Below are 17,521 nucleotides of genomic sequence, written 5' to 3'. Positions count from 1 at the left end.
CGCAGGATAAAGTCACAAGCAGTCTGTTGCTATGAATATGTTACAAAGCTGCGCTAGGTTGCGGTTGTTTTAAGGCAATAGCATCAAGAGAGTAAGCTGTGCCTAACCGCCCATAGAGAGCACTTAGGCACAGCTGCATTACTCGTCTCCAGAGGAGAAATCATAGTTCATGGCTTGGCTCGGGCCTTGTAAGTAATGGCCTTGGATATAGTTGACCCCAGCTTGCCAAAGAACTGATAGCACGCTAGCGCTTTCAACAAAAGGCACAATACTTTGTTTTGCTTGAGCATGCAGGGCCGCTAAAGTTTCTTTTAAAGCCTCTTGGTTTTCTGGCACTGAGAGCTCTTTGGTGAAGGATCCATCGATCTTCACAAAATCAATATCAAGATGTTTGAGCGTATTGAATGGGTTGAGTGTGCAACCAAACTGACCTAGAGCGACTTGGCAATGTAGGTCATGTAAGCCTTTGGCCAGTTGTTTGGCTTGGCTTAAATAGGCAACGGCATCTGTTTCGCGTATTTGCAAAATGATTGAGTCAGCAGGCAAGCGTGACGCTTTGAGTGCAACACTTAACCAAGGTAGCAGGCTTGGGTCTTGAATACTGGCGCTAGATAAATGGATAAAAAAGCGTGTTTGATGGCCTTTGCTGCGGTGTTCGGTTAATAGCTTAATGGAGTTGAGTAATACCCAGCGATCAATCTTCTCTGCGAAGCCTGCAGCTATTGCTGCGTTGATAAAGTCGCTAGGAGGAACTTCTTCGCCCTGTGGGCTGGTTAAGCGTAGCAGCACTTCATACAGTTCATCTTTATCACCGCGCAAGCTAATAATAGGCTGGAACAGTAGCTTAAAGCTGTTGTTTTCAAGTGCTTGCTGCAGCATCGCAATGACGTCGCCACGGCTTGCAGCTGCAGCGATTTCATCAGCAGGGTTATAGATTTTTAAAGTGTTTATTTGCGTTGTTTCATCTGCGCAATCATGTGCACGTTTTAATACATCGGCAGCTTTTGAGGTTTTTTCATTCAGGCCCGCGACACCAATAGTCAGACTTGTTTGCGCAGTCCGTCCGTTGATATCAAATAGCTGTGTTTCTACCTTTTTCATTAATGCCAGCAATTCGTCCTGGCTTTGCTCAGGTGTAACGTTTGGCGTCAGTACGGTAAATACGTCATCGGCAAAACGTGCAATTTGTGAGCTCTGGCTGAGTTGCTGGCGTAATATATTTGCAATATCAGCCAGCAGTAAATCAATTCCGGCAATGCCCAGATCAGATTGTAAAGCAGGATAATGATCAACTTTAATATAGGCGACACTAGAAGGTTGACCGACTTTCACGACGCGCTCTGCAGCGTTATCGAGTAACTCTAAGAAGTGTTGACGATTGTATAAGCCAGTCACAATATCTTGACTGCTGATTTCTCGTAACTTTTCTTCTAGCTCGGCGTTGTCATGTGCAACGCGTATAACAACCTGTACACAAGGCTCACCGTCGTAATGCGCGGGAGAGAAACTGATACTGGCTTTGAAGTTGTCATTGGTTGCGGTAACGCCGGTGCAGGTTAAGTCTGCATTACCTTCTTCGCTGCGATAATGTTTTAAGAAATCTTTAAAGCTTGCTTGGTCCTGTGCCGCGATTAAGTCGATCATCGGCATGCCTTCCATTTCATCGTGGTCAGCATAACCAAAGAGCTGTAGGTAGGTGCGATTTGCGTACACATGCATGCCATCATGTACGTAGGCGATGGCATCGACAGAACTATCCAGTAGTAATTGACAACGTTTTTCTGCTTCGCGTAAAGCAACTTCTGCAGACCGGCGCTCTCGGCGTTCCTCTAAGTTGGCAAGTTCGCGTTTAGCTACGAGTACGAGTAGTTCGTCTTCATTTCGTGGAACCGCATCTTGCACGCCGAGCTCTAGCATTTCTGTGCGCAAATCTGCTGAATTATTTTCGATGATTTGAATAAAAGAAATGTCACGAGCCGTTCGCTGAATAGTCTGCAAGGCTGCCTGCGGGGTTAGATTTGAACTATTGTGCGCGGCAATACATAAGTCCCAAGTGCTCTTTAAGGCATCATTAAGGTCGTCTAAAGATGTGATGCGGTGCACTCGAGTTGCATGACCAGCATTGCGAAAGAGGCTAACAATGCGTTCAGCCTCATTTTGCGAGTCTTCTAGAATAAGCAAGCGAATCGTTTTTCTATCAGTAACCATAAATACCATCAGAGTGCAATTAGGCACATATTTAAAGCAAAAATGAATGCCAGAGAATCTACAATGACTTCCAGAGCGAGTCAAAGTCTTCAGTGCGCGGTAGATCACTGCCTGTTGATGTTGTGCGCTCGTCCACAGCTTGTGTTGGCGTGGTCAAGCGATACTCAAATTGACTGACGCTACCTGTATGGATGGAGCGTTTTGTTAAAACTGCTTTAAGTTCTTTACCGTATTGGTTGATTGCAACTTTATGGCTTTCTTGAAACGGCACGCGTGGTGCGATCACGCTGGCTGGACGCGATAGAGCAGGTATTTCTGGAACGAGTAAAGCGCGTAAGAAATTGCTTGGTTGACCGCTCGAGCGCAAAAGCTGTAAGCCGCATGGCTGAGCATTGGGAGCAATCAGTTCAATGCCAATTTGCGTGGTGTTCGAGGCCGCTTGACGAATCCAGCGAATAACTGCGGTAACCCAAGGTTTTCCTTTCGTTTCACGCAAAGCAATAATTTCACCTGCTTGCAGTTGTGCCGGCACCTCATTACTTAATGCTAAGCAATAGCCGCCCGGGCTGTGGTTAACAATAGAAAGTTTGTATACGGGGTAGAGAGCAGGAGAGGCATCAGTATCGAGCAGAGCGTCTTGATATTCGGTCTCGAACTCTGTTTTTGATTGGGGTTCGTATTCGATTAAGTCGGTTTGTAACGGATCACTCTCGAATGTTGTATCAGCATCAATTGCGTTCGCCCAAATATCTGGGGTGCTGTTATCTGTTTGGTATTCAACTATGGCTGATTGTTGAGATTTTATGGTTTTCTCAAAAGGTTGTTGATTGGCGAGGTAGTAATGCACAGCGCTCATACCCAAACAAATATCCAGCACTCCTTTGCTATTGATGCGTTGAAAATCACGTTTAGCAATATTGCCCCAAGCACTGCATAGCTGCGCTAAGAGCGTGCTGGGCATGTTGTCAGGCACAGTAATCCCGAGTTTTCCTTTCTTGTTTTCATCTGCCTGCTGATGCTCGATTAGTGCTGCTGCAAGATTTTGTGTATCGAAGCCTAATAAGGCTTGACCACTTGTTTCTGCCATAAGCTCTTTGTAGCGAGGAGGCGTATCACTGTGTAAATTGACCACAAATAAGCTGCTAGGCAAGTCAGCATTTTGTATTGCGGCTAAGTGACACCAGCTTGGTAATGCATTGGCTAAGATTGCAATGTCACTTTGTCGCATTTGATTGATTCGTGAGCAGCTGAGTAACAATGCACAGCTATAAGCGGCTTCTACACTTTGCTCGCTGATATCGTTAAGTAAAGTGTCACGGATCGCAACTGTATGCAGGTTATGTTTGCGTGCAAGTAAGTACACTTGGTGCACTTCAAACCATAAGTTAGGCGGCGTTGGGTAGAATAGTTGAGATGAGCGAACCAGTGACGCAAATAAACTGTGCATTGTGCGCTGTAAAGCTAAAGCCAGTATTGAGCTGCGTTGCTGGAAGGTGTCTGCAATTGAGAGCTTGTAGCCAACACTTAAATGATTTTGTAGCGCTTGGCATAAATTAGCTACTTTTTTAGCACGCTCATCTAGCATGACTGAATTATTTAGAAAGTGTTTTTCGAGCTGAGAAGTAACGAAGAAAACTTCTGGACGCAATAATTCAAGTAATTGAATACGGTTGTCTGCCGTTGTTTTAAAATTATTTAGCTCAATCAGGGACTGATAGAGCTGGCGAGCTGTTTCACCAATATTCGCTTTGGGTAGATTTTGGATCCAGGCTTTTAGCTCGCGAGTTGCTGGCTTGCAGAAGGACAGTACAGTCAACTCTGGTACGGGGGTACGTAGCGGTGATTTTCTATACTGTGTATCCATGAGTCATTCCAATTTAAATCGGTTTCAATGTATGTGATTGTAGCAGTGTATGTGAATGGCAGTATGCTACCTGTGTATTGCTATTGGCTAATATAGCTAAAGCTAAATTTCTAAACCGAGACGTTGACCCATCTTTACAGGGCTGGTTTCTGCCAACTGGCTGTCCCAAGCAACGTGATTTTCAGCAAACAGAATAATGGCGGTTGAACCTAGCTTGAAGCGTCCTAGCTCAGCACCTTTCTCTAAAGTGATCGTCTGTCTGCTTGCATCGGAATAATCAAAACGACGTAACTGTCGAAGCGGCGGTGTAATGACGCCTTCCCATACGGTTTCAATGCTGGCAACAATCATTGCACCCACTAAGACCACAGCCATAGGGCCGCGTTCAGTGTCAAAGATACATGCTACTCGCTCATTACGTGCAAACAGTTCTGGAACTGCTTCTGCAGTCGTTTGATTGACCGAGAACAGACGACCCGGAATATAGATCATTTCACGAAGCGTGCCAGTGAGCGGCATGTGTACGCGATGGTAGTCTTTTGGTGAAAGATAAACAGTGGCAAAACTACCGCCCATGAAGGGAGCTGCTTGTTGAGCATTGCCGCCTAGCAACTCTAATAAGCTAAAGCTATGGCCTTTGGCCTGAAAAATACGACCATGCTCAATCGTGCCAAGTTGACTGATTGCACCATCAGCAGGGCTTAAGACCGCATTTGCAGTCTCATCTAGTGGACGTGCGCCAAGTTTGAGGGCTCGAGTAAAAAAGTCGTTAAAATGTTGGTAGGCACTTGGGTCTTCAAGCTGTGCTTCGCTCATATTTACTTGGTATTTGTTGATGAACCAGGTAATGAGACGGTTTTTAAACCAGGGTGTTTGACATTCGGCTAGACGCCCAATTAGACGTGACAGTGTGTGGTGAGGCAGGACATATTGGAAAAAAATAAATACTCGCTGCTTAATATCCATGTGACGAACCTTTTTGTTGTTGATTATGTAATAAGTGGAATTGCAAAGAGCACATACTAATCAGTAACGTGGCTGAATGCACGGTAACTCCATGTATGTGCGCACACTTTCTCTGTAAAGCGGCTAGATCTTGCGTGAGCTAAACACTACAAGCGCGCGTCCAATGCATTCCAAGGTTTTTTTAAAGCCTTGCAAGGCCAGAGGGTGTAAGTCTGTGGCGGATTGGTCGGCAGCGATGAGCATCACTACTCGACGACTATTTGATACTGAGGCGAGTGCCCAGCTTGTTTGCGAGAATAAAGCACGCAGTTCTGCGGGTATATGAGGGTTTAAGCGCTGAGCATTCTGTTCTGTGATGATCAAAAGTGTGGACTGTTTCAATAGATGTGTAAGCACGGCATTGTTCTCTAGTGCAAAAGTACGTGGTATTTTTTCGGTTTTAATACCGTGCAGATGGCTGACTTGAGCGTGTTGTGCTGTTGGGTCTAGCAACATAATGCAGACTCTGCGCATGCCGCAGGCTTGCAGGGCTTGGCTTAGTCGTTGCGTGATTTGTACCGTATTGCTGAAAGGCGATGGTGAGCGCAGTAACTCTGCACAGTGGGTGCGCCATTGAGTTAAATCTTCGCTGGTAGGTGGTGTGGCGCTAAGCTTAGCAACAGGCTGTCGCAAACGCTGCGTTTCCCATGGCCAAAGTAGCGCCTGGGCCGGCTGCCAAAGGTCATGATTGCGCTGTAGGCGAGCGTGTTCAACTGCAAGTTGATGCGTGGTTTGCTGCACGCTAGCAAGTTCTTGTTTTAAGTACAGGCTCAGTAAGCGTTGCCAGCGTAAACATTGTTCACTACCCCATGAGTTGTGAGCTGCCATTACTAGACCGCAGGTAAAGATCAGTGTGTTAGCGGGTCGATTGAGCCAGTTGTTGAGCATCGGAAGCTGATCAAGCTTCTGTTGTTGCTGCAAAGGTTGGTCGGTATGTCGAGCGATATGCAGTGCGCGTACAAGTTGCTGTGGATTGTCGTTAAGTAAGCGGTAGCCTTCAATAATCCAATGTGGCAGTTTCCAATGCTCTGCTAGGCCTAGGCAAAGCGCTGTTAGAGGCATGCCGATTAACTCGCGCTCCACAGTTGCTGCGGGCTCATTATCACCGAGGACGCGACGCTCCCATTCGACAAATAACTCAGGGTGCCGCGTGAGTAAAGGCCAAGTGGGCGATAAAAACAACAGGCTGCCCCAGTGGATCTCTTGCCATAATCGAGCCATGCGGGTAGTAAATAAACCAACAGCTTGAATATTTAAATGCTGGCCGAGCAGCCATACTTGGCGTAGTGGTAAAGGAATGTTTGTTTCTTGGTCATCTTGGAGGCTTTTAAGCAGATTGCTGCAGCGTTCTAAGCCTAAGCGTGATAACGCGTTTTCAAGGGTTTGTACGGGTTCGGAGAGCGTGCTGTGGCCACGGTTTGCTTCGCGAATGATAATAAAAGCGATGGTTGGTGCTTGGCTAATCACTTGGGCAATATCGCGTAAAGACTTGCTAGGGCTTTGCAAGGCTTGCAGGGCTTGTAAACGATGGGTTTTGTAGACAGGCAGGCGCGTATTGTCGAGGCGCGTTATCCACTGATTTAAAGTAATGTTTTGAGGTACAATATTGGACATAAATATTCAGCCTGTAGACTGACCCTCGCAGGGTGTTAATAACAGCATAGTAACCAATATTTGCAAAGGCTGTTATTCTTTGCGTGGTTTTAGAGTGAGTACGGCCTTTCTTATGGTAAAAATAATTGGAATAATTGTCGTTTTTGCGAGTGTCTTATCGGGATACGTCTTATCGCATGGAAAAATTGCCGCCATTATTCAGCCTTTTGAGGTGTTGATTATTGGTGGTGCAGCACTGGGTGCTTTCTTACAGGCTAACCCGAGCAGCACCTTTATGCAGGTGTTTAAAAAATCACTGAGCATGTTCAGTAACCGTTTTACCAAGACGCTTTACTTGGATGTACTGAAGATGCTTTACGAGGTGCTCAATAAGAGTCGTCGTGAAGGCATGATGTCTATTGAAGCTGATATCGAGGATCCTGCAGCTAGCCCGATTTTTAGTAAATACCCGGCCTTGCTTAAAGATCAGCGTATGACTGAGTTTGTATGTGATTACTTGCGAATTATGTCGACCGGTAATATGGCGCCGCACGAATTTGAAGGTCTGTTTGATATGGAATTGACCAGCTTAAAAGAAGACCTTGATCACCCGGGGCATGCCGTTACCAGTATTGCCGATGGTTTGCCAGGATTTGGTATCGTGGCCGCTGTATTGGGTATCGTGGTGACGATGTCGATGCTCGGTGAGGCGGAGCAGTCTGCTTTAGGTCAGCACGTTGGCGCTGCACTCGTGGGTACCTTTTTAGGTATTTTAGCAGCGTATGGTTTCTTTGGTCCTCTTGCGACAAGCTTGGCTCATGATGCGAAAGAAGAACTTAATTTGTATGAGGCAATTAAGGCGACCTTAGTGGCATCGGCATCAGGTATGCCACCCAGTTTAGCAGTGGAGTTTGGTCGTAAGGTTTTATATGGCGCGCATCGACCAACATTTGTTGAGTTGGAGCAGGCTGTGCGAGGCGGCTAATATTCATGGATAACAATCAACCTATCATTGTTAAGCGCGTTAAGAAAATTGCCGCTGGCCACCATGGTGGCGCATGGAAAATTGCATTTGCTGACTTTGCTGTCGCGATGATGGCGTTTTTCTTGGTGATGTGGTTGATGTCATCAGCGACCCCTGAACAGAAAAAAGCTATTTCTGGTTACTTTCAAGATCCAATTGGCTTTTCAGAAAGTGCTAGCCCTTATGTGATTGACTTAGGTGGTACGCCAACCCCCGCTCCCGATAAAACCTTAAATCCAGAGCTTAATGAGCAAATTACTCCCGGGCAGCAACCGCTTAATGAATTGCAAGCAGAGCAGCTATACGAGCAGCTAGAACGCGAGCGTTTAGATATTTTATTGATTGAACTGCAGCGCAAAATTAATGAAGATGTCGAATTACGCCCCTATAAAGAACAAATTCTAATGGATGTATCGCGTGATGGCTTGCGCATTCAAATCACGGATGCAGCTAATCGACCAATGTTTGATTTAGGTAGTGCTCGTTTACAACCTTACTTTGAAGATATTCTGTATTTAATGGCAGATACCATTCGCGCAGTTCCTAACAAGATCAGCGTGGGCGGGCATACAGATGCGAAACCTTATGCAGGAAATAGCGGTTTTGGTAACTGGGAATTGTCGAGCAGTCGCGCTAATGCGGCGCGCAGAGCATTGCGTGCCGGTGGTTTAGATGAAGAGAAAATAGCTCGAGTAGCAGGTTATGCTTCCTCTGCTTTGTTTGATCGCGCTGATCCGTACAGCCCAAGTAATCGGCGAATTGATATTTTGGTGTTAACTAAACGTGCTTTGCATGCGATTGAGGGCGAGCCAGAAGTGGAGCTAGCGCCTGCTGAAGAAGGCGCTAGCGATGCAGAGTCTGGAAAAGCCACCTCAAGTAAGCCGGTGCGAGAAAAACTCAATGTCTTTGAGAAGGGCGTTTTACAGTTTGATGAAGTAAGCGATTAGCAGGTATGCGACTTTACTGAGTTATCTCGCAAAGTCGCACTATTTGTTAATGATGTTCGTTATTGATGCCGCTAACAATATGCTTAAAGCTGGCTAAGCGCTGTGGCGCGATTTTACCTGCTTCTACAGCAGCTAATAGGGCGCAACCTGGTTCATGCTCATGACTGCAGTTACGAAAGCGGCAATGGCCTAGGTGTTCTTGGAACTCAATAAAGCCTGCTTCAACATCCGCAACACTAACGTGACCTAAGCCAAATTCACGAATACCTGGTGAGTCAATCAGTTGGCCGCCGGCGGGGAAGTGAAACAGACGTGCAGTGGTGGTGGTGTGCGTGCCTTTGCCGGTTAATTCCGACAGTGGACCAACCCTGGTGTCTGTATCAGGCAGTAAGCGGTTGACCAGAGAGGATTTTCCCACGCCAGACTGGCCGACAAATACGCTGACTTGATCATTAAGCTGTTCTTGCAGCTTAGCTAAACCATCGCCGGAATAAGCTGAGACCTCAAGCAGTGGGTAGCCGAGGTTGTGATACGTTTCCAGTAAGCTATGGACTCGAGAGCTACCGCTTGGGTCGAGTAAATCCGTTTTGTTGAGCAGCAATAACGGCTTAATACCAGCATGCTCGGCAGCAATGATATAGCGGTCAATTAAGTTGGCATGCGGCTCTGGTAGTGGTGCAAAAACAATCACGATCAAGTCAACGTTAGCCGCAACGGGCTTGAGTTGCCCGCGTGAATCCGGGCGGCGCAGCTCACTGTGACGCGGCAGTTGCGCGACGATCACGCCAAGACCTTGATTGCCCGGACGCCATACCACGCGGTCGCCAGTGACGAGTGCGGGTAAGTTGGCGCGTAAGTAGCAGCGATAGGTTTGTCCGGCAATTTCAGGCGCTTCAGCCTCCACTTCTACCTGGACACCGAAGTGGGCAATGATTAGGCCGTGTTGCTCTACGCCTAAGTCGCCACCTTCCAGTTCCTCGAGAGTGCGCTCTTCGCGTTTAGCAGCGCGGGCAAGGCGTTCGTCTTGGATTTTATTAACGCGCCAGCCTTGGCGGCGATTTAATGTACGTTTGGCCATATAACACTCATCGGGTGAAGCGCTTAAATAGGCGGGCTTAACAAAATAAGCCGCGCAACGTTTGTCAGTCTATGGTGACGCCGCGCTGGATACGCCAAGCGCGTGCAGCAATAACAAATAAAGTAATGGCTGTTAAGGGAACAACGTAGCCAATCATGGCGTTGGCGAAGGTTGTTGCAAAATCCTCGCCATTACTTTGCATAATCAAGTATGCGGTGTAGGCGATGTAGTAGCCTAAAAATAAAGCGCCCTCCCAGCGGTTGATACGGTAACCAGCAAAGAAAATTGGCAAGCAAGCCACCATCACAGCGAGCATCACCGGGAAGTCGAAAGCAATTGCGCTACTGGCAACGGCAATGCTCTGCGGCGAGACTAAGCCGGCTAAACCAAGTACAGCCAGCAAGTTGAATAGATTGCTACCGACAATATTACCTACAGCAATATCGCGCTCGCCTTTCCATGCGGCAATCAGTGACGTGGCTAACTCGGGTAGGGATGTGCCCACCGCAATAATTGTTAAACCAATCACCAGCTCAGATAAGCCTAATGCTTGCGCTAAGCTGACAGCGCCGCTGACCAGTAAATTTGAGCCTGCCACTAGTAAAACTAAGCCAGCTAAAATGTAAGCGCTGTTAATTAACCAAGCAAAGCGGTGAGGGTTGACTTGAGAGCTGTACTCGTCATCAATCTCTAAGGCTTTTCCGGCTTTCCATGCCTTGAGGCTGCTGATAATTAAGTAACTGGTGTAGCTGATAATACAGGTAAATAAAATAAAACCATCAAGGCGGCTGTAGCTGCCATCCATCGCTAAGAACCACGCCAGAAAGCCTGCGGCAATCATAATCGGCACATCTAAACGCACCAGTTGGCGCGACACCAGTAGCGGGGTGATTAATGCCGATAAGCCAAGAATAAACAGCACGTTAAAAATATTGCTGCCAATCACGTTGCCAATGGCAATATCGCCTTGGCCAAGAAAGGCGGACTGGGTGCTGACAGCCATCTCAGGCGCGCTGGTACCGAAAGCCACCACGGTTAGGCCGATGATCAGTGGTGAAATACCGAAGCGTGCAGCTAAACGCGCCGCGCCACGCACCAAAACTTCGGCACCTATCACTAGAAGAACAAAACCGCCGATTAAATAAATAAATACCAGGAGGGACATCAAATTGCTCCGAACGCTATGCTGTTAAATTGGATGTAGAGTAGCAGATTATAAGCGCCAACGTGATGCAAAGTTCAGTGCCTTTTTAATACTGAACCTGCACGCGTACAGGGGCTACGCCTTGCTTTATCATATCGATTTTTGCTGCGGCAGCGCGTGATAGATCAATGATACGACCTTTGCTGTAAGGGCCTCGATCATTGATGCGCACGGTGACGCTTTTATTGTTGAGTGTGTTGGTCACTTTGACCTGTGTGCCAAAAGGCAGAGTGCGGTGTGCGGCAGTCAGGGCATTTTGATTAAAGCGTTCACCGCTAGCCGTTTTTCTGCCGTGGTGTTTTGCTCCATACCAGGATGCTTGACCACTGACACCAGCGTCTTGGCTTGTACGCTGCGATGAGCAGGCGCTCAGTAAAACGAGAGCAGCAAAGAGAAAATACAGACGCATGAGATATTCCTTGAACAGAGATTGGTGAGCGCAACACCAAGCTGAGGTTGCCCGTCAGCTTGGTGTGTATCACGGGTTACTGATCAAGCTTTTGCTTGAGTAACTCATTGACCTGCTGCGGGTTAGCTTTGCCTTTTGATGCGCGCATGGCTTGACCAACAAAGAAGCCAAACATTTTTCCGCGCTTATTTTCATCGCTGGCGCGGTATTGTTCGACTTGCTCAGCATTGGTGGCGAGCACTTCATCGAGCATGGCTTCGATAGCGCCGCTGTCTGTGACCTGTTTCAAACCACGTTGTTCAATAATTTGATCAGCGTCGCCTTCGCCTGCTGCCATTGCTTCAAATACCATTTTCGCGATCTTACCGGAAATGGTGTTGTCTTTAATGCGCACCAGCATGCCGCCAAGTTGCTCTGCGCTGACCGGTGACTGGGTGATATCGAGATTTTCTTTGTTGAGTAAGCTCGACAGTTCGCCCATTACCCAGTTAGTCGCTAATTTAGCGTCGGCACAGGTTTTTTCGACGACTTCAAAGTAATTGGCCATTTCACGGCTGGCGGATAAAACGCTGGCGTCGTAAGTGGATAAGCCAAAATCTTTTTCGAAACGCTCGCGCTTTTGTGTTGGCAGTTCCGGCAGATGAGTGCGCAGTTCCTCAAGCATCTCTCGTGGAATATGCACCGGTAACAAATCAGGGCAAGGGAAGTAACGGTAGTCGTTGGCTTCTTCTTTGCTGCGCATGGAGCGCGTTTCATCTTTGTTAGGATCGTACAGACGGGTTTCTTGCGTGACTTTGCCGCCATCTTCAATCAATTCAATTTGGCGTTGAATCTCATGATTGATGGCGCGCTCGATAAAGCGAAAGGAGTTAACGTTTTTGATTTCGGTGCGCGTACCCAATTTGGTTTGGCCTTTAGGGCGTACCGACACGTTACAGTCGCAGCGGAACGAGCCTTCGGCCATGTTGCCGTCACAGATGTTTAAGTAACGCACTAAGGTGTGAATGGCTTTGGCATAGGCCACCGCTTCTTTGGCGTTGCTCAGTTCTGGCTCAGAAACGATTTCCAGTAGTGGGGTGCCGGCACGGTTGAGGTCGATGCCGGTCATGCCGCTAAAGTCTTCGTGTAAGCTTTTGCCGGCATCTTCTTCAAGGTGCGCACGAGTGATATTCACGCGCTTAATGCTACCGTCGTCGAGAGCTATATCCAGATGGCCAAGACCCACAATCGGATCATCCATTTGACTGGTTTGGTAGCCTTTTGGTAGGTCAGGGTAGAAGTAGTTTTTGCGAGCAAAAATATTGTATTCAGCGATATGCGCATCAACTGCTAAACCAAACATACAGGCCATACGTACTGCTGCAGCGTTGAGCACCGGCAAGGTGCCAGGCATTGCTAAGTCAATCAGACTGGCATGACTGTTGGGCTCGGCACCGAATGCGGTGGCGCTACCTGAAAAGATTTTGGTGTTAGTTGCGAGCTGTGCGTGGATTTCCAGCCCGATCACGGTTTCCCATTGCATGTGAGTCGTCCTCAGAATCCGGCTGGCGTGCGAGCGTGCCAATCAGTATGTTGTTGAAATTGATGTGCAACTTGCAGTAAACGTGCTTCTTGGAAGTACGGTGCGAGTAGCTGTACGCCGACCGGTAAGCCATCAATCATGCCAGCAGGCATAGAGAGGCCGGGAATCCCTGCAAGGTTGGCGGGTACCGTATAAATATCTTCTAAATACGCGGCCACAGGGTCATCGATTTTGCTGCCGATTAACCAAGGTAAGTTTGGTGTGGTTGGGCCTAAAATCAGATCGACATCTTTAAAGGCGCTCACAAAATCATTTTTGATTAAGCGGCGAATTTTCTGTGCTTTTAAATAGTAAGCATCGTAGTAACCGGTCGACAGCGCGTAAGTACCAATCATGATGCGGCGTTTGACTTCTTTGCCAAAGGCTTCATCGCGCGAGCGCAAGTACAGGTCTTCAAGGTTCTGTGGGTTCTCGCAGCGGTGGCCAAAGCGCACGCCATCAAAGCGCGCTAAGTTGGTCGAGGCTTCTGCAGAGGCAATCACATAGTAGGCTGATACGGCGTGTGGCAGGCTGGGTAAGCTGATATCGACAAAGGTGGCACCAAGCTGTTTTAGTTGCTCAATACTGTTGTTGACGACATCGCCAATGCGGCTGTCGAGGTCGCTGCTGAAATATTCTTTCGGCAAACCAATGCGCAAACCTTGCAGTGGCAGGCTTAAGGCTGCGGCATAGTCATCAACCTGTTGTTGTGCGCTGGTTGAATCGCGCTCATCAAAGCCTGCAGTGGCCTGTAATAGCATCGCGCAATCTTCAGCGTTGTGAGCTAAAAAACCAGCTTGGTCAAAACTCGATGCGTAGGCAGTCATGCCCCAGCGTGAGATACGGCCGTAGGTTGGTTTGATGCCGGTTAAGCCAGTGAATGCTGCTGGCTGGCGAATTGAGCCGCCGCTATCGCTGCCAGTGCTGGCTGGGACTAAGCGTGCTGCTACCGCTACGGCGCTGCCGCTGGATGAACCGCCGGGGATGCGCTGAGTATCCCATGGGTTTTTACTTGGGCCGTAGAAGCTGGTTTCACCAGAAGAGCCCATGGCGAACTCGTCCATATTCAGCTTGCCTAAGCTGATGCAGCCCACTTTGTTGAGCTTATCAACCACTGTTGCGGTGTAAGGTGCAATAAAGTTGTCGAGGGTTTTTGACGCACAGCTGGTGCGAACCCCTTCAGTACAAAACAAATCTTTGTGCGCAATGGGCAGCCCCAGCAGCGGCGCATTGATGCCGCTGCTGCGTAACTCATCTGCTGCGTCAGCTTGCTGCAATGCAGACTCTTTGCTAACAGTAATAAAACTATTGAGCTGCGGATCAAGCTGTTCAATTCGTGCAAGTAAATGCGTGGTCAACTCGCGTGCGGAAAACTGCTTGGCCGCGAGCGCCTTAGAAATATCAGTCAGTGTAAGTTGATGCATGACGATGGAGTCCTTAATCGATGACTTTAGGTACCAGGTATAAGCCGTTTTCTACCGCAGGAGCGAGGGCTTGGTAGTCATCACGGTGATTGCTTTCGGTTACAGTGTCAGGACGTAAGCGCTGATTGGCTTCGAGCGGGTTGGCCAATGGTGTAATACCATCAGTGTTCACTGCTTGCATGGCATTGATCATATTGATAGCGGCATTTAGGGATGCGGTGCTGCTGTTTATTTGCGCATCATCGAGGCCGAGTCGCGCCAAGTGAGCCAGTTTTTCCACGTCGCAGCGTTCAAGTGCCATGTGAGGATCTCCTGAAAGAATAATGTAGATGGAACTAATAAATCTGTAGCAATGGAACAATATTGCTACAGATACATCCAATACGCGTGTAAAAAATCATCAGAGTGTTTAGAAAGTGTTAATCTATCACAGTGCGTACCTTGCTCAAAAGGACGATGATTGTTAGAGTTTCCTAATCATTTTAAATTAGCGTTTCTATTGCGCGTTACCTAGGGTTATTCATCCCATGTTTAAAAAATTACGCGGCATGTTTTCCAGTGATTTATCCATTGATTTAGGGACTGCCAATACCCTTATTTATGTACGTGATCGTGGTATTGTTTTAGATGAGCCTTCGGTTGTTGCGATTCGTACGCGCGGTAATCAAAAAAGTGTGGTGGCGGTAGGTACCGATGCTAAGCGTATGCTGGGCCGTACTCCAGGTAATATTTGTGCGATTCGGCCAATGAAAGACGGTGTCATTGCCGATTTTAGTGTCTGCGAGAAGATGCTGCAGTACTTTATTAACAAAGTGCATGAGAACAGTTTTTTACAGCCCAGTCCGCGCGTATTGATTTGCGTGCCGTGCAAGTCTACGCAAGTTGAACGTCGAGCAATTCGTGAGTCAGCTTTAGGTGCTGGGGCACGCGAAGTATTCTTAATTGAAGAGCCAATGGCGGCGGCAATCGGTGCCGGTTTGCCCGTTGATGAAGCACGCGGCTCAATGGTGGTTGATATTGGTGGTGGCACCACAGAAATTGCCCTGATCTCGCTCAATGGTGTGGTGTATGCAGAATCCGTGCGTGTTGGCGGTGACCGTTTTGATGAGGCCATTATCACTTATGTGCGTCGCAACTATGGCAGCTTAATTGGTGAGTCGACGGCTGAGCGAATTAAGCAAGAAATTGGTTGCGCTTTCCCTGGCGGAGAGTTGCTTGAGTTTGATGTGCGTGGCCGCAATCTTGCGGAAGGTGTGCCGCGCAGTTTTACGTTGAACTCCGACGAAGTGCTTGAGGCGCTACAAGAATCTTTAGCTGCGATTGTGCAGGCGGTGAAAAGTGCGCTGGAGCAGTCGCCGCCTGAATTGGCATCCGATATCGCTGAGCGCGGCTTAGTTTTGACGGGTGGCGGTGCACTGCTGCGTGATATGGATAAATTGCTTGCGCAAGAAACAGGGCTGCCCGTTATTGTGGCTGAGAATCCAAAAAACTGTGTGGCTTTGGGCGGCGGTAAAGCTTTAGAAATGATGGATCGTAACTCTATGGATCTGTTGTCAGCAGAGTAAAGCTACATTTTTACTTGTGAGTCGCTGAACGTGGTGTTTATAGTTAAACTTAAATGTGAGTGAGGTAAAGGTTCATTCACATTTAAGTCGCTGAGGAAACAACATTAAGCCATTATTTGCCAAAAAAACCTCGTTAAGCACGCGGTTTCTTATTCTTAGCTGTTTGTCGATTGCCTTGATGCTGGTTGATGCACGCTTTACTGTGCTCAAGCCCGTGCGCAGCCAGTTAGGAATGGTATTGACCCCGCTGTATTGGTTGGGTGACTTACCCGTGCGCGGCTGGAACAACACGTTGCAAATGTTTAGTAGTCGTACTGATCTCTTAGCTGAAAATGAACAGTTACGTGCGGAAACGCTTTTGATGCAACGTCGTTTGCAAAAATTAGCCACCCTCACAGAGCAAAACGTCCGCTTACGAGAATTGCTCAACTCATCGGCTTTAATTGATGACCGTGTCTTGGTTGCAGAATTAATTGGCGTTGATCCCAATCCTTATACACATCGGGTTTTGATCAATAAAGGCAGTAACAGTGGAGTGACGCTCGGGCAGCCAGTGCTTGATGCGCGCGGTGTGATGGGGCAGGTCATCGAAGTGATGCCCTATAGTTCGCGAGTTTTGCTGATTACAGACAGCAATCATAGTGTGCCAGTGCAAGTTAATCGCAATGGTTTGCGCGCTATCGCCAGTGGAACGGGTAATTTAGAGTCGATTGAATTGCGTTACGTCACCGATAGTGCTGACATTCGCGAGGGTGATTTGTTGGTCACCTCGGGTATGGGGCAGCGCTTTCCTGTTGGCTATCCAGTGGCTGTAGTGACGCAAGTGCAGCGCAATACAGGGCAGCCTTTTGCGCGGGTGCTGGCTTTGCCGGCGGCAACCCTCAATCGTAGCCGTTATCTGTTGCTGGTCTTTAGTGACAGCAATAATGCCACGCAAGCCCTCGACGATACGGTACAGAATGCCTTAGATGATGCGGTGCAATTGCTTAAGGCCACAGAGTCTACGGCAGTGGAGGCGCATGAATGAGCAATACATCCAGCAATATCACTCTGATGATGTGGTTAACATTGCTTGTCGCCTTATTACTGTCAGTGATGCCAATGCCAGAGCAAATTGAAATTGGTCGACCTTTGTGGTTAGCGCTGATTTTAACCTTTTGGGCGATTTATTTTCCACAAAATATCGGTGTGTTGACGGCTTGGTGTGTCGGTATTGCCCAAGATGTGTTGTATGGCACATTGTTTGGCCAACATGCCTTGGCGTTGACGATTGTTGTATTTTTAGTTTTAACTTTGCAGCAGCGCTTGAAAGTCTTTCCATTGTGGCAGCAGTCGTTTGCGCTACTGGTGATTTATGGTCTGGCGCAGCTCGTGCTGTTGTGGTTGGGCACTTTATCGGGAATGCGACCTGAGATAAATTATTATGCTTGGCCAGTGCTCATTAGTTGCTTGCTGTGGCCTTGGCTGTATTTAGTGTTGGTTAACGTCAAGCGTATCCGTGGTTTTCGTTAATGGCTCGACCAGTAGTAGCGTCTTATTGCGCACCTTTGCGCAGAAGCTAGTGTGCGCTAAAACGTGGCGAAATCTTTATTCGAGCTGTCGCTGAGCTTTTTTAGCTAGATGATTGATAACAATGTAA

General features: G+C 47.8%; 15 protein-coding genes. 5 read left to right on the top strand and 10 right to left on the bottom strand.

Annotated features, from left to right (window positions below; genetic code table 11):
* Positions 1–138 precede the first annotated feature (138 nt).
* The 4 genes from H591_RS0101520 to H591_RS0101505 form a co-directional block, all read right to left on the bottom strand.
* The gene (locus H591_RS0101520; RefSeq protein WP_028244100.1) at positions 139–2,208 is read right to left on the bottom strand and encodes an EAL domain-containing protein; all 2,070 of its coding nucleotides are present in this window, start codon (positions 2,206–2,208) and stop codon (positions 139–141) included.
* A gap of 58 nt (positions 2,209–2,266) precedes the next feature.
* Positions 2,267–4,072 (bottom strand): hypothetical protein, encoded by a 1,806-nt coding sequence (locus H591_RS0101515; RefSeq protein WP_022965174.1) that lies wholly within the window; start codon positions 4,070–4,072, stop codon positions 2,267–2,269.
* Positions 4,073–4,174: 102 nt separating this feature from the next.
* Entirely contained in the window at positions 4,175–5,032 is an 858-nt protein-coding gene (asd, locus tag H591_RS0101510) for an archaetidylserine decarboxylase (RefSeq protein ID WP_028244099.1), read from the bottom strand.
* 129 nt (positions 5,033–5,161) lie between these two features.
* Entirely contained in the window at positions 5,162–6,691 is a 1,530-nt protein-coding gene (locus H591_RS0101505) for an HDOD domain-containing protein (RefSeq protein ID WP_022965172.1), read from the bottom strand.
* 112 nt (positions 6,692–6,803) lie between these two features.
* Here H591_RS0101505 and motA point away from each other — a divergent pair, with 112 nt between their 5' ends.
* Positions 6,804–7,655 (top strand): flagellar motor stator protein MotA, encoded by an 852-nt coding sequence (gene motA, locus H591_RS0101500; protein ID WP_022965171.1) that lies wholly within the window; start codon positions 6,804–6,806, stop codon positions 7,653–7,655.
* A 5-nt stretch (positions 7,656–7,660) separates the two neighbouring features.
* Positions 7,661–8,641, top strand: coding sequence for a flagellar motor protein MotB (motB, locus tag H591_RS0101495; protein ID WP_022965170.1), 981 nt, complete (start codon positions 7,661–7,663; stop codon positions 8,639–8,641).
* A gap of 46 nt (positions 8,642–8,687) precedes the next feature.
* Here motB and rsgA read toward each other — a convergent pair whose 3' ends face one another.
* The 6 genes from rsgA to gatC all read right to left on the bottom strand — a co-directional run bounded on the left by rsgA (position 8,688) and on the right by gatC (position 14,618).
* Complete coding sequence (gene rsgA / locus H591_RS0101490; protein WP_022965169.1) at positions 8,688–9,719, bottom strand: small ribosomal subunit biogenesis GTPase RsgA; 1,032 nt, start codon at positions 9,717–9,719, stop codon at positions 8,688–8,690.
* 64 nt (positions 9,720–9,783) lie between these two features.
* On the bottom strand, positions 9,784–10,884 hold the full coding sequence (locus H591_RS0101485; RefSeq protein WP_022965168.1) for a calcium/sodium antiporter: 1,101 nt from the start codon (positions 10,882–10,884) through the stop codon (positions 9,784–9,786).
* A gap of 85 nt (positions 10,885–10,969) precedes the next feature.
* Positions 10,970–11,332, bottom strand: coding sequence for a septal ring lytic transglycosylase RlpA family protein (locus tag H591_RS0101480; RefSeq protein WP_022965167.1), 363 nt, complete (start codon positions 11,330–11,332; stop codon positions 10,970–10,972).
* A gap of 76 nt (positions 11,333–11,408) precedes the next feature.
* Positions 11,409–12,854: an Asp-tRNA(Asn)/Glu-tRNA(Gln) amidotransferase subunit GatB gene (gene gatB, locus H591_RS0101475; RefSeq protein WP_022965166.1), complete on the bottom strand. Its 1,446-nt coding sequence runs from the start codon at positions 12,852–12,854 to the stop codon at positions 11,409–11,411.
* A gap of 11 nt (positions 12,855–12,865) precedes the next feature.
* Complete coding sequence (gatA, locus tag H591_RS0101470; RefSeq protein WP_022965165.1) at positions 12,866–14,317, bottom strand: Asp-tRNA(Asn)/Glu-tRNA(Gln) amidotransferase subunit GatA; 1,452 nt, start codon at positions 14,315–14,317, stop codon at positions 12,866–12,868.
* A 13-nt stretch (positions 14,318–14,330) separates the two neighbouring features.
* Entirely contained in the window at positions 14,331–14,618 is a 288-nt protein-coding gene (gene gatC / locus H591_RS0101465; protein WP_022965164.1) for an Asp-tRNA(Asn)/Glu-tRNA(Gln) amidotransferase subunit GatC, read from the bottom strand.
* Positions 14,619–14,844: 226 nt separating this feature from the next.
* Here gatC and H591_RS0101460 point away from each other — a divergent pair, with 226 nt between their 5' ends.
* The 3 genes from H591_RS0101460 to mreD all read left to right on the top strand — a co-directional run bounded on the left by H591_RS0101460 (position 14,845) and on the right by mreD (position 17,394).
* Complete coding sequence (locus tag H591_RS0101460) at positions 14,845–15,882, top strand: rod shape-determining protein (protein WP_022965163.1); 1,038 nt, start codon at positions 14,845–14,847, stop codon at positions 15,880–15,882.
* Between the two features lie 103 nt (positions 15,883–15,985).
* The gene (gene mreC, locus H591_RS14580) at positions 15,986–16,909 is read left to right on the top strand and encodes a rod shape-determining protein MreC (protein ID WP_084702507.1); all 924 of its coding nucleotides are present in this window, start codon (positions 15,986–15,988) and stop codon (positions 16,907–16,909) included.
* On the top strand, positions 16,906–17,394 hold the full coding sequence (gene mreD / locus H591_RS0101450) for a rod shape-determining protein MreD (RefSeq protein WP_022965161.1): 489 nt from the start codon (positions 16,906–16,908) through the stop codon (positions 17,392–17,394). The genes mreC and mreD overlap by 4 nt, the downstream gene beginning before the upstream one ends.
* Positions 17,395–17,521 lie beyond the last annotated feature (127 nt).

Source organism: Denitrificimonas caeni DSM 24390, assembly GCF_000421765.1.
Lineage (GTDB): Bacteria > Pseudomonadota > Gammaproteobacteria > Pseudomonadales > Pseudomonadaceae > Denitrificimonas > Denitrificimonas caeni.
Note: the sequence above shows the minus strand (reverse complement) of the source record. Positions and strands in the feature narration are given on the sequence as shown.